At 51.1% G+C, this 13347-nt stretch carries 11 protein-coding genes; 7 read left to right on the plus strand and 4 right to left on the minus strand.

What is annotated here, in order from left to right:
* The first annotated feature begins 267 nt into the window (after positions 1–267).
* The 3 genes from Absy_RS02420 to Absy_RS02430 all read left to right on the plus strand — a co-directional run bounded on the left by Absy_RS02420 (position 268) and on the right by Absy_RS02430 (position 3545).
* Positions 268–1053, plus strand: a complete 786-nt coding sequence (locus Absy_RS02420; protein WP_048853145.1) for an AraC family transcriptional regulator — start codon at positions 268–270, stop codon at positions 1051–1053.
* 37 nt (positions 1054–1090) lie between these two features.
* Positions 1091–1249: a hypothetical protein gene (locus tag Absy_RS02425; RefSeq protein WP_158319836.1), complete on the plus strand. Its 159-nt coding sequence runs from the start codon at positions 1091–1093 to the stop codon at positions 1247–1249.
* Positions 1250–1319: 70 nt separating this feature from the next.
* Positions 1320–3545, plus strand: a complete 2226-nt coding sequence (locus Absy_RS02430; protein WP_048853146.1) for a TonB-dependent siderophore receptor — start codon at positions 1320–1322, stop codon at positions 3543–3545.
* Positions 3546–3627: 82 nt separating this feature from the next.
* On the opposite strand, the gene Absy_RS02435 is transcribed toward Absy_RS02430, so the two are convergent.
* From Absy_RS02435 to Absy_RS02445, 4 genes are all read right to left on the minus strand, one after another.
* The gene (locus Absy_RS02435; protein WP_048853147.1) at positions 3628–3999 is read right to left on the minus strand and encodes a cupin domain-containing protein; all 372 of its coding nucleotides are present in this window, start codon (positions 3997–3999) and stop codon (positions 3628–3630) included.
* Positions 4000–4045: 46 nt separating this feature from the next.
* Entirely contained in the window at positions 4046–5236 is a 1191-nt protein-coding gene (locus Absy_RS02440) for an MFS transporter (RefSeq protein WP_048853194.1), read from the minus strand.
* A 62-nt stretch (positions 5237–5298) separates the two neighbouring features.
* Positions 5299–5982 (minus strand): TonB-dependent receptor domain-containing protein, encoded by a 684-nt coding sequence (locus Absy_RS12590; RefSeq protein WP_052945683.1) that lies wholly within the window; start codon positions 5980–5982, stop codon positions 5299–5301.
* On the minus strand, positions 5936–7384 hold the full coding sequence (locus Absy_RS02445; RefSeq protein WP_052945684.1) for a TonB-dependent receptor: 1449 nt from the start codon (positions 7382–7384) through the stop codon (positions 5936–5938). The genes Absy_RS12590 and Absy_RS02445 overlap by 47 nt, the downstream gene beginning before the upstream one ends.
* A 126-nt stretch (positions 7385–7510) precedes the next feature.
* On the opposite strand from Absy_RS02445, the gene Absy_RS02450 reads away from it, so the two are divergent.
* The 4 genes from Absy_RS02450 to Absy_RS02465 all read left to right on the plus strand — a co-directional run bounded on the left by Absy_RS02450 (position 7511) and on the right by Absy_RS02465 (position 13229).
* Positions 7511–8413, plus strand: coding sequence for a helix-turn-helix domain-containing protein (locus Absy_RS02450; RefSeq protein WP_052945685.1), 903 nt, complete (start codon positions 7511–7513; stop codon positions 8411–8413).
* Positions 8414–8521: 108 nt separating this feature from the next.
* A complete protein-coding gene (locus Absy_RS02455) occupies positions 8522–9313 on the plus strand; it encodes a deaminated glutathione amidase (protein ID WP_048853148.1) in 792 nt (263 codons plus the stop codon).
* A 21-nt stretch (positions 9314–9334) separates the two neighbouring features.
* Positions 9335–11857 carry an excinuclease ABC subunit UvrA gene (locus Absy_RS02460; RefSeq protein WP_048853149.1) on the plus strand — a complete coding sequence of 841 codons (2523 nt, stop codon included), beginning with the start codon at positions 9335–9337 and terminating at the stop codon, positions 11855–11857.
* A gap of 178 nt (positions 11858–12035) precedes the next feature.
* Positions 12036–13229, plus strand: a complete 1194-nt coding sequence (locus tag Absy_RS02465) for an MFS transporter (protein ID WP_048853150.1) — start codon at positions 12036–12038, stop codon at positions 13227–13229.
* Positions 13230–13347 lie beyond the last annotated feature (118 nt).

A 13347-nucleotide genomic window follows, 5' to 3' on the forward strand; every position in this document is an offset into this window, starting at 1 on the left:
TATTTCAGAATAAGGAAATATAAAAACTTATTCTGATTGGTATTCAGGGCGAATATCTGGTTGATGGAAGTTAACCTTAAAGAAAATCAAGTTGTCCGCTTATGCTGGCGGTGCGATATTATATCCATCAAGGCGATTGGGTTTCTTCACGGCATCAGCTAGAACGCGCTTGATCAGGTCCCGTCTTATCTGTGATAATCAATGTCCAGTTGGTTCAGGGCAGTTCATTGGACAATGTTGATACAGAATGGACTGGATTCAAGTCGCATGAAACGTACGGCAGATCTTCCACGCCATCCCCCTCCTGTTGTGGGTTTTGCTGATTGTTATATGGGTGGTTTTGTTGATGGTCTGCATATGCATGACCGGGCACAACTCTCCATTTTTCTTTCTGGCAGCGTGACGGTTAATACGCAGGATGCAAGTTTTGTGTTGGGTCCGGGGCAGGCCATGTGGATTCCTGCCAAAACGGTCCATCAGGCGACCTGTCGTACGGATTTGGTTTTTCAGGTTGTGTATGTGGAGGAAGGTTTTAAGGGCACCGAACAACTGGCCTGCAAGATGTTCGATGCCTCCTCCCTTATACGCGGCCTTGTAGATGAAATTATCGCCATGACATTCCACTTTGCCATGGATGAGCGCATGTCGGCCATAGCGCGGCTTTTGGTGGATGAAATTGAGCGCGCTCCCCGTATTGCTGACAGGCTTTTTTTTCCATCCGATCCCAGATTGCGACGTGTGTGCGAAGCAATAATCGCCCAGCCGGGAGATTGCCACGATATAGATTACTGGGCGAGGGAAGCGGGCATGGCCCGGCGCACCTTTACGCGTCTTTTCCAGCAGGAAATGGGAATGGGCTTTGCTGCGTGGCGGCGCAGGGTCAGGGTTGTGGAAGCTGCATCCCGGATTGCCACGGGCCAGTCCATAGCCGAGGTCGCGTTTGATCTTGGCTACGATAATGCGGGCAGTTTTAGTACGATGTTTCATCGTACATTCGGTGTGGCACCTCGGAAGTTGCGACTTAGTTCTCAACACCAGACGCGTACGGAATAGCGCATAACCATACCAGAGCCACTGCGGTGGTTTTGGTATGCCTAGAGAAACTGGCCTGTCATTTGGCCTATTAGACCCGCTTGCCAATATTCGGCAGGCGGTTTTTTTTGCGTTCAGGCGGAATTTTATTGCTTTTGGGCCAATGGCAGGTCCGTCGCTTGAAGCGCTTTTCGAATATGGCTACGACCGCAATTAAGTATCATTATTAACATGAATACCGATAGCTGCCCTCCGGCAGGAGAAGCCGGTAATGAAGTGAGTTGGGTATGAAGCGCAGCAGAATTTTTTATACGGCTTTTTTCTCGTTTGTTCTCAGTGATGTTGCTCTGGCAGCCGAACAGGAGAAAAAAGCGGATGATAATCAGCGTTCAGGCACGGTTGCTGCGGGGCAAGTCACAGCAAGTAAAGCCAATGCCCGTGCTATTCAGGATGAACAGGTTGAGGTGCGTGGTCATAAGTCATCAACCATGGCGTCGTCTGCAACAAAATCCAACACGCCACTGGTCGAAACTGCACAGTCGGTTACCGTAATCAGTCGCGAAGAGATGGACCTGCGAGGCGTGTTGAGCCTTAATCAGGCCGTGCGTTACGCCGCTGGTGTTACATCAGATACCCGTGGTGGTGAGGGCACACGTTATGATCTGTTCGATGTGCGTGGCTTTACTGTCCCCACGTTTTTGGATGGGCTGAAGCTCCAGGATAGTCCAACGGGCTTTGCCGTCGCCCAAACAGATACTTTCCGCCTTGATCGGGTTGAACTTCTTAAAGGTCCTGCTTCTGCCCTGTATGGGCAGTCCAGTCCGGGTGGTTTAACGGCTCTGTCGAGCAAGCTGCCAACCGATCAAAAATTTTATGGAGATGTCGGTACAACTGGAGGCATGTTTGACCTTTACCGAGTTGATGCAGATGTTGGAGGCTTCGCAACAGATAATGGTCTTGTCCGCTACAGGCTGTATGGCACGGTAAATGGCCAGCACACGCAGCTTGCCCGCACAGGTAACAGACGCTTTAGCATTAGTCCGGCCTTTACGTTTGGTGGAGATGGACCAACAACTCTGACCCTGCTTGGTAATTACCAGTATGACCCGGAAAATGGCTCATACGGAGGTGTGCCACTTGTCGGGTCATACAGGCGTGGAACGTTTGGTTTTCTACCACGCAATTTTTATGACGGTGACGTGCCTTTTGAAAAATATAACCGCAGGCAGGGAGCTATTACCTACATCTTTAACCATCGTTTTAATGAAGACTGGAGCTTTAGCACGCGCGGTCGTTACGACGATATTATGACAACGTATCGGAGTGCATATAACAACGGCTATTACGATAGCGAGGATATGACCAGTGGTCATATGTTATCCCGCAGTGCTTTTGGTGCGCACGAACATAACCATAATCTGGCGTTTGATAGCCAGTTTAAAGGGCATGTTCGCACAGGTCCGTTGCAACATAATCTTATGTTCGGGTTTGATTACCAGCAGCAGCACTCCAAAGATAATGAGATCATAGGAGCAGGTGATGGTTCTGCACCGGATATGGATGTATTGCACCCCGATTACCACATGACCATGCCCGACATGGTGCCATATGAAAATTATCGTACTGACTCACAGCAGATTGGTGTTTATGCGCAAGATGAGATCCGCTGGCATCGTTTTGTTCTGACTGGCAGCATCCGAAATGACTGGTTTCATGCGCATCGGATCCAATATATTGCCGGGACGAATGACCAGCAACGTTCCAGCCAGATTACGTGGCGCGCTTCTGGCCTTTATCATTTTGATTTTGGTCTTGCACCGTATATCAGTTACGCGACATCTTTTCAGCCGCAGGTCGGGAATGTTGTGAGTGCAGACGGTTTGAGCACACACATGGCCGATCCCTCGATTGGGAAACAGCTTGAAGGTGGGCTTAAGTATCAGCTACCGGGTACGTCTCTTCTGTTGACTGCCGCAGGCTTCCATATTGAACAGAGTAATGTTCTGGTGGATACAGGCGCTGTTGGGCAATATACACAAAGTGGTCTTGTACATTCAGATGGTTTTGAGTTTGAAGCTCATGCGGAGCCATTTCATAATCTGATGTTGACCGCAGCGGTGAGTGTGCAAAAAATCAAGGATGATTCAACAGGAAAACCGCTTGTTCAGTCGGGTAAGGGGAATGCTTCTCTGTTTGCATTCTACACTATTCCATCCGGACGTTTGAAAAGTTTTGGGTTTGGCGGTGGTATGCGTTACTCAGCCAAAACCTATGGTGGAGAACTGCAGGATGGCAGCGTATGGTTGCCGCAGTATGCACTCTTTGATGCGTCTGTCTCTTATGACCTGTCTAATATATCCAGCTCACTCCATGGCTGGAAGGTTTCCGCCAATGTGAGAAATCTGTTTGATAAAGGTTATATAGCCAATTGCTATGCCGATGGTGCAGTTGGAGGGTATTGCTATTACGGCGAGCGGCGTAATGCGCAGGCAAGCATAGGGTATAGCTGGTAAGCTTTTAACCTGATTGTTTGGTCGCTTCTGGCACAGGAGGAGTGGGGTTGACCAACCTGTTAAAAGGTTGGTCAACATCAGGTTATTCAGTAACTATCTTGTGGCGGTTACCATTATGGTTTGTAATAAACATTAATGTAACAGCCTCTGGTGCATCCTGCCTGTGCCAGGTTTTGCCGGGGACAACAAGAACATCCCCTTTGCTTGCCGTGCCTGAGGTTTCGCCTTCCGATGTTCGGAGGGTAAGGGTTGTCTTTCCTTCTACAACAAGCAGAAATTCATCATTGGGGTGTTCTTCCCAAGGTGTGGAACCTTTGAACCGTAAAAGTCCCACATCATGTAAGCCAAATGGAAAAAGCATTTTTAAACCCGTAGTAGAGACCGCTTCAGTCTGCTTGTTAATGTCAATAACAGACAGGTCAGTCGCCTGGGTCTGTAAATTTAAGATTTTCATAAATATCGCTCTCCTGCTCTCAGGTGTGTATGTGATGTGTTTGTTGTTAGGTGTAAGGGCGCAGTTTTCTGGTCGCCAATGCAAGTAGTAAAAGCAGTCCTGCACCGATGCCCCACACAATCAGAAAAATGCCTTCATAACCGACAATCGCTGCCAGGGGTGGCATGGATAGCCCTGCCAGAACATTGGTCAGGCTTTCTCCACACTGCAAAAAACTGTAGTCTGTGCCTGGTCGTTCAGCTGAAGACCAGTTCATCAGCAGGGCCCAGATGGATACGTAAAATCCGCCATCAACAAAGTTTTCCAACCCGAGAATGGCGTATAAAATAGTATGGTTTGCCAGTTCCATGGTTTGCAAAAACCATAAACAGCCAAGGAGTGTGACCGAAGGCCCAGCGAGGTAAAGGACAGCACGGCGGCTGCCCATCAACCGGACTGCGGGAAAGCCAATAACTGCTCCTCCAAGAGCACTCCATATGATGTTGGACATCTGAAGTGTTCCGCAAAAGGTAATGGAAAATGAACGGTCAATTAACCATGGCTGGAGCATAATGGCCATAGCGGAACCAGAAAATTTGAAGGTTACTGCAATAAGAATTGCCCATAAAAAACCCGGTTGATTAAAAAGAGCAATAAGTGTGGAGGGGGTGCGTTGTTTATTGCTCAGGCAAGGTTCCACGCAGGTCCGTAATGGCAGAAGAAACAGCCAGAGTATAAAGAGTTCACAAGCCATGCAGAGCATAACGCCACCCCAACCTGTGCGCTCATAGATTAGTAGAGAGCCAGCACCGCCAACGACCATGCCTAACAGAAAGGTAATGACCTGTAAGGCGTTGGCTAGACCTGCATAGCGTCCTTGCATATGGGAAACAGCGCAGGCATTTGTAAAAATATCCTGTGTAGCAAAAATTGTGTTGAGCAGAAGAATACCGCCTAACACGATTGGAAAGTTTTGCGCAGGAGGCATAAAAGCTAGCAGCAGACATACCAGGATCGCAGTCATATGCGTCCATAATGCAAGGCGACCGTAGCCCCATTGTTTGCCGGCATTATCGGCCATGCCTGACCATAAAAATTTTAAGGCCCATGGCAGAAACAGAAGTCCTGTTAAGCCAATGTGAGCTAATGATGTGCCGCTATGGCGCAGAATGGTCGAGAATGCATTGAATGCCAGACCTGCGGGAATACCTTGTGCGCAGTACATAAGACTAATGGACAACAAACGTTTGCATAGCATCTGTTTTGTTCCAAACATATGTTCTGCAGCCGTAAGCGAGGGATGTTTGCGATTGAGCATAACTAAAAATTCACACCCACACGGAAGCCAAGCTGGCGTGGATTGGCAGCCACAACATACCCACCGGATAATCCACGGGTAAAATAACCGGCATCAGCCAGATTGTGCCCGTAGAGTGCGACGTTCCAGTGTGCCCAGCGTTTTTCTATCTGAGCATCAACAAGCACATATGGGGCATTTTGTACCGCGCTGCTGGGGTAAAGCGTTGTGTGTCCACGCCGGACAACGCTGGCATTAACCATCCATCCGGGGAATGGATGCCACTCGCCCGAAAAACCGAAGTTGCTGCGGGGTGTTCCTGCCATCTGCTTGCCGTTGTAATCTGTTCCTCCAAATACAAAATGGTCATACGCAGCATACGTTAATCCAAGAAAAGCACTGAACTGCAGAGTATCCATCGGTTTCCAGCGGGCAGTTGCTTCCATCCCGCGCGAGTGTGCGGATTGCGCCGTACCAATCAGGGATTCTCCTGCGCCATTTGTGGCAGATACTTGGAGGTTGGATAAAAAGTTAGCAAAACCAATGGCTTCTACAGACCATTTTCCGCTGGGTTGGCCTAGTCTGTACCCGATTTCCAGGTTGTTGCCGTAGCTTGGAGCATATGGCTGTGCAACCGTGCTGGCGTAAGAACCATAAGGACTATAGTTGGGGGGGTAGAAAAGAACGGGTGTAACTAAGCCAGCCAAACTGACTTAAACTGTTAGTGGACCTAGGATTATATTCTAATTTAAGGCCGGGCAGGGGGGCTGTTTTGGAAAGTGTCTGGCGTGGCAGACTTTCCTGCATGTTATAAGCTAACGGCACCGAACCACTCATGGCACTGGTCCAGTGGCTGATGCTGCTGTCTACATGTTCAATGCGCAAGGATGGGGCTAGCCGCCAGTTTGATGCAAAATGCCAGCCCAGTTCGCCCATAAAAACAACATTGGTCGTGCCGAGTGTGGCGGTTGTCCGGCTTGCATAATAAGGCGACATATCAAAATCATATGGTGCCCAGCGTTTGATCTGTTGGCCGTAAATTCCTCCTTTCCAGTCCAGTGTTCCAGCAGAGCCGGAAAGCATAACCGAACCACCAATTTGTCGGGTGGGGAGCGTAAAGCCGGAGTTAGCCGAAAAAACGGAATATGGATTGCTGTAACGCCAGTCAGTCGATGCTCCGCCAAATGTGACATCCAGAAGCATATGTTGGTTAAAGCGACGATGGTACTGCGCAGATCCCAGAAGGTATTCTGTATCGTTTACCCCGGCCGATGTGTTGTAGGAGACATGGTTGCGGGCATGTTCAGGTGTTTCAAAATAATCATTGCCGCCGTGGTTTAGCATATGATGCAGGCTAAACCGCCATTCTCCTCCATGACTATCTGTGTGGAGGAGTTTGATGCGGCCAAACCATCCATGCCAGCCACCTGTATCATGCCGGTCGAGAGTGCGGTTATGAATATATCCATCAGCAGTTTCTCCCCCTACGGAGAGGCGAAGACTGGTCGATGCATTAATTGGCATATCGCCCGAGAATGTTGCACGTTTGCGATTACCTGTTCCGTATTCAAAATCCAAAGCTCCAGCCATTTGTTTTCCAGGATCGCGGGACTGGGCGGAAACCATGCCGCTAAAAGCATTAATCCCCTCTGTTAATTGTGGTCCACGCAAGACATCCACATTACTGAAGTCAAACATTTGCCCCATTGCAAAACTGGGCATTGGCACACCATCTATAAGTGTGGGCGTATAAAGGACGGGCCCTTCATCTTCTGTTCCACCCAGCCCACGTACCATAAGCACCGGGTTGTTTGGTGTTGTGTTGGTGAAGGAAAGGTTGGGAACACGTTCGGCTATGTCGCCCAAAGTTTGCATCCGGTAAGCCTGCATATCCTGAGCAGACAGATGGGTGGCACTGGTGGGGGTAGTAAATCCTGCCCGTTTGCCTCTTACGGTGACATGCTCCTTATCGGGCGGGCAGGTGGAGTTCTGCTCCACTTTGGTGGAGGGATGAGCACATGAGGTTGTTCGTTCGGTTGCAGCCCATCCGGTTAAGGGAAACACGGTCAAGGCTGTGCAGACAAGTGTAAGGGAACCCGCATTCCACATACGAGGCGTAATCCTGTACCTTGCAAGAGAGAGGTTTTCTTTCATACTTCAAGATGATAATAATTCTTATTATACACGCTACCCGGATTAGCCTGTACACCCCAATCGGACAGGAAAGACCTTGTTTTGACGGCAGAAGTCACTTCCACTCAGGTGCATCGGCTCCACCCGGAGCACGTTGTTGGCACATCCCTGCTTTATCCACATTCGCGTGGTTTTCCCGGCGGGGTATGGACAAGCGGTTTTGTGGCAGCGCATGCCGGTCAAATCAGGGGATATTTTGATGAACCGGGCTTAACTACCCGCTGCACTGTTATCTTATCTGGCTCATGTAGCATGAGCGCTGGTGGCAAAACGTATTCTTTTGCAGCCAGCGATCTTATTCTTGCCAATACATCGCCTGAATCGTTTACGTTTGAGAATAGTGCTGAATTTTCCGCACTTGAAATCCATATTCCTACACGGTTACTGGACCAGATGAGCATGGCGGCGCCATCAGGTCTTGCAGTTCGGTCAGTGGGTGTTCAGGACCCTGTTTTGCGAACAGCCAGACAGTTGTTCAGTTCTTTACTTGTGGCGTCTCGCGCATCGTTTAAAACGACCCCTGCGGATGCATTGGTCGGGTATGGATTGGCCATGACCGTTGTAGGCTATGCTTTTGCGCAAGATAAAGAACATGCCACCCGCTGGACGGAGGATACAGCAGAGGGTCTTAACGCCGCAAAACAGGCGCTCCTTGCGCGGTTTGACCATGCTCCAACCATTAATCAGTTAGCCGCTTTGAGTGGGATGAGCCTGACGCGCTTTAAGGAACTGTTCAGGGAGCGGTTTGGCTGCGCACCTTTTGCGCTGTATCAGGCGCACCGCATGGAGCGTGCCTGCCAGCTATTGCAAGATCACAATGTAACAGAAACCGCCATGGAACTGGGTTACAGCAATGTCAGTCATTTTAGCGCGGCTTTCCAGCGGCAGTATGGTTGTTCACCGGGGCAATGGCAGCGTTTGATGCGCCTTAAAAGCAAACCATAAAGGCGAGCTAATAGTCTGTTTTTTTGCGCATAATCTCAAGCATGTTATTATGAATCCAATGATATAAAACAGTTTTGCTACATGCTTTTGCCTGAAAGGAACATCCGGATGAAAGTCGCCTTGGGACAGTTTGCCGTTGCTCCGGAATGGAAGCTAAACCTTGATCAATGTCTGTCGCTTATAGACCGGGCCATAGCTGGTGGCGCGGAACTACTTATTTTGCCAGAAAGCATTATTGCTGCGGACATGAATGATCCCGGTATTACCGTACGGACGGCGCAGCCCTTGGATGGTCCTTTTGTTAACGGTTTGGTTAAGGCGCTCGCAGGTACAAACCTGAGCCTTATCTGCTGCATTGCCACACCGGCTCAACCAGTGCTGACGCATAATTGCCAGATTGTTATCAATGCGACCGGAGTGGTGGCCTGTTACCGCAAACTCCATCTTTACGATGCCTTTAACATGAAGGAATCCCGCGATTACGTACCGGGCACGGAACTCCCCCCCATTGTGCAGATCGGAGATGTGCGCGTGGGGTTGATGACCTGTTATGACGTTCGCTTCCCCGAGGTTGCGCGTTCGCTTGTGGTGCGTGGGGCGGATGTACTGAGCGTACCGGCTGCGTGGGTCCGTGGGCCGGGCAAGGAGTGGCACTGGGAGGTTATGGTAACAGCCCGTGCGTTGGAAAATACCTGCTACGTGGCTGCTGTGGGGGAGTGTGGTCCCCGGAATATAGGGTGCAGTATGCTGGTTGACCCAATGGGAGTTGCTGTGGTGCGCGCAGGGAGTGAACCTGATCTGCTCTTTGCCAACGTGGACAATGAGCGCATTCGTGCAACACGTGCAGTATTGCCTGTGCTGGCGAACCGGAGGTTCAGGGACCCGGAACTTAACGCCTGAGAACAATTTAGTCGGGTTGTAATGAACAGTGTGAACGAGCAGAAAAAAACAGGACAAGACCGGGATGATGGTTATGTTCATGTGCGTGGTGCCCGTGAACATAATTTGCAAAATGTGAATGTCGATATTCCGCGGGATAGTCTGGTCGTGTTTACCGGGCTTTCTGGCTCGGGCAAATCTTCGCTTGCGTTTGGTACGCTTTACGCAGAGGCGCAGCGACGTTACCTGGAATCTGTTTCGCCCTATGCGCGCCGTCTATTCCAGCAGATGCCTGTGCCGGATGTGGATGTGGTGGACGGTTTGCCTCCGGCCATAGCCCTTCAGCAGCAGCGTGGTGGCAGCTCCGGTCGTTCCTCGGTTGGTAGCCTGACCACTCTCTCCAACCTTTTGCGCATGTTGTATTCGCGCGCAGGGGTTTACCCGCCGGGGCTTGCCCGGCTGGAAGCGGAATCATTTTCGCCCAATACACCTATGGGGGCCTGCCAGCAGTGCCACGGGTTAGGGCGTATTCACGATGTTACAGAAGCCCGGATGGTGCCTGACCCTTCCCTGACCATCCGCCAACGTGCCGTGGCATCATGGCCTACGGCATGGCAGGGCCAGAATTTACGGGATATTCTGATTACAAAAGGGGTTAATGTTGATATCCCTTGGCGCGATCTGCCAAAAAAAACACGGGACTGGATCCTTTTTACGGAGGAAACACCAACTTATCCGGTTTATCCCGGACTAACGCATGCGCAGGTCAGGCAGGCCATGGCGCAAGGGCTAGAACCTGCTTACCAAGGCACATTTACCGGTGCGCGACGTTATATCCTGCAGACTTTTGCGCACTCGCAAAGTGCCATGATGCGCCGACGGGTAGAGGCGTTCATGACTGCAGCGGAGTGTCCATCCTGCCAAGGATTACGCCTTAATGCCGATGCTCTGAGTGTCACATTCGGGGGCTACAGCATTGCGGCAATGACCGCCTTGCCGCTGGAGGTCATTGCCGCAACATTGCGCAGCGTGGTGGACGTTCAGCCGCAAGCCAGCGCAACTGCCATAGCGGCTGAACGCATTGTGGCGGATATGATTGCCCGCATAGGAGTGCTGGAGGGGCTGGGGCTTGGTTACCTTCAGATGGACCGCAGTGTTCAGACCCTTTCCCCCGGGGAATACCAGCGCCTGCGGCTTGGCACGCAAATTCACTCCAATCTGTTTGGGGTGGTGTATGTGCTGGATGAGCCATCGGCTGGCCTGCATCCGGCAGATACACAGGCTCTGCTCACAGCATTAAGACGGCTGCAAGGGGCAGGGAACTCGCTCTTTCTTGTGGAGCATAATCTGGACATTGTCCGCCATGCGCAATGGGTGGTGGATGTGGGGCCGCAGGCAGGCACGCGTGGGGGAACAATTCTTTACTCAGGTCCGCTGGCCGGGCTGAAGGATGTTACAACCTCTCACACAAAAGATTATGTGTTTGCTACGAAAACTATGGCACGTCATACGCCCGGACAACCGACGGGCTGGCTCCATTTGCAACAGATCCAATGGAACAACCTGCATAATCTGAATGTATCGTTCCCGCTGGGGGTGCTGGTGTCCGTGACCGGAGTGTCAGGGTCAGGTAAATCATCATTGGTGAGCCAGGTGCTAACAAGTGTTGTGGCCAGAGCGCTCGGGCAAACACCGGTTTGGACGGAGGAGGAGGGCAGTGATCTTCTGAACCATTCCGTGGAAGGGGAGCCACAGGGCCTTATTGCGGGGGGAGGGGAGTGCCTGCGCCGACTTGTGGTGATTGACCAAAAACCTATTGGCCGCACACCACGCTCCAACCTTGCTACCTATACAGGCTTGTTTGATATTATTCGTAAGCTTTACGCCAGAACGGAACTGGCACAGGAACGCGGTTATGATGCCGGGTATTTTTCGTTTAATTTGCCCAAAGGGCGTTGCCCTACGTGCGAGGGAGCGGGGGCGACCATGGTGGAGCTTCTGTTCCTGCCCAGTGTGTATGCGCCATGCCCCACTTGCCGCGGCAAGCGCTATAAACCGGAAATACTGGAAGTAACCTACAAAGACCGTTCTATTGCCGAACTTTTAGCCATGACGGTTGATGAAGCCTGTCTTTTTTTGGCGGAGGATGCCGGGCCTGCGCAAATTCTGACCACATTGCAACGTGGCGGCCTTGGGCACCTTACACTGGGCCAACCCGCAACAGAATTGTCTGGCGGGGAGGCGCAGCGGATCAAACTGGCAACGGAGTTGCAAAAACAGCGGCGCGGTCACACCCTATACGTGCTGGATGAACCTACGACAGGGTTGCATCCGTTTGATGCAGACAGATTGATGGAGCATCTGCACGAACTGGTGCAGGCGGGCAATACGGTTATTGTTGCAGAGCATGATATGCGGCTGGTTGCGCGGAGTGATTGGGTTATTGATCTGGGACCGGGGGCCGGCAACAAGGGTGGGCGCATTGTGGCCGAAGGCAAGCCACATGATGTTGCGCAAACCCAAGGCAGTATAACCGCGCCATTTTTGGCCCGTTACACCGGGTAAAAGTGAGAAAATAGAGCAGCGGGAATTGTTTGCGTATATGTAATGCACTGGAATGTAAGAAGAAGTTTTACATTCTTCTGTTTGTTAAAAACGACCTATTCCGTTTTGAGGCAAGGAATGTCAGAACGGCTGCGAAGAAACGACACCGGTCGGTATTTCTGTATCTAAACAGGTTATCATGCTTTTTAAAAATCTTTCGACAGGGTCCATTATTGGGCTTTGGGCCTTATTCGCCTGTACGTTTACGGCACTGACCAGCGAGGTTGCGCCGGTGGGTATCCTCATTGATATGGCGCAGACCTTCCATATTCAGGAAGGGCAGGCGGGACTGGCAGTCAGTGCCTTTGCGCTGATGGTGGCTGTAGGGGCTGTGCCACTGACCATTATGACCGCGCATATTGATCGCAAGCAGCTTATGCTTCTCTCTCTTTCCGGGTATGTGCTGTCCAATCTGGTGGTGGCCATGGCACCGACCTTTCTTCTGCTATGTGTTGGTCGGCTGTTAGGTGGGCTGGCTCACGCACTCCTTATGTCCATAGTATCGGCTTATGCCGCGCGTCTTGTGGCACCAAGCATGACGGGGCGAGCAATCTCGTTTGTGTATGGGGGAACCTCCCTTGGTGCCATTCTGGGGGTGCCAGGTACGGCAGCGATCGGGCATTTGGCCAGCTGGCGTGTTGCCATGTATATTATGACTGGCCTTGCTGTTGTGCTGACAATCTGCATTGCATTTTTTCTGCCGCCTGTACCATCCACTGTGCATGTCAAAGAAAGTCTGCCAAGCATTAGCTCACGCAAGGTTATGCGTACTTTTCTTATTGTGGTTGGCGTGGATGCCATATTCTTTTTTGCGCATAATCTACTTTATACTTATGTAACTCCCCTGCTGCTTGACCATGGTTTATCCAGTAATGTCCTGAGCATAGCCCTGCTATTGACCGGAGCTGTTAGTATTCTGGGGCTGTGGGGGGCTGGGCATCTTGTAGATCGTCGTCCCGCTGGCGGTATGTTGGCCAGCGGCATGGCCATGCTGATTGGCATGGGGCTCATGTACGGTCATATCCTGTCAGGGTGGATGTCTGTTGGTGCAGTAGGGCTGTGGTGCATTGGCTATTCAGCCATGATCCCATTTGTCATGTCTGGTGCCATTCGCGCTCGTGCAACCAGGTCCGATGTGGCGGGTGCTGCTATTAACGCGGCCAGTAATGCCGGTATTCTGCTTGGTTCCGCCGCTGGTGGGATAGTGCTAACGCATGGTGGTTTTGCCGTATTAACCCCGTTGGCTATGGGGGTGGCGCTATGCGGCATTCTTCTTGCTTTTTTTAGTCCTTCGGCATTCCCTCATATCCTGCATTCTTCGGAATATGACTAAGGGTGCATTCCTTCATTGCCCATTCGATCTGGCTACCTGATGGTTGAATGGGCAGTTCCGGGGCGACGAGAGGAAGAATTTTAAGCAGAAATTCATGCCCAGTGTTCGCTGTAACGGA

Source organism: Acetobacter syzygii, from assembly GCF_000964225.1.
Lineage (GTDB): Bacteria > Pseudomonadota > Alphaproteobacteria > Acetobacterales > Acetobacteraceae > Acetobacter > Acetobacter syzygii.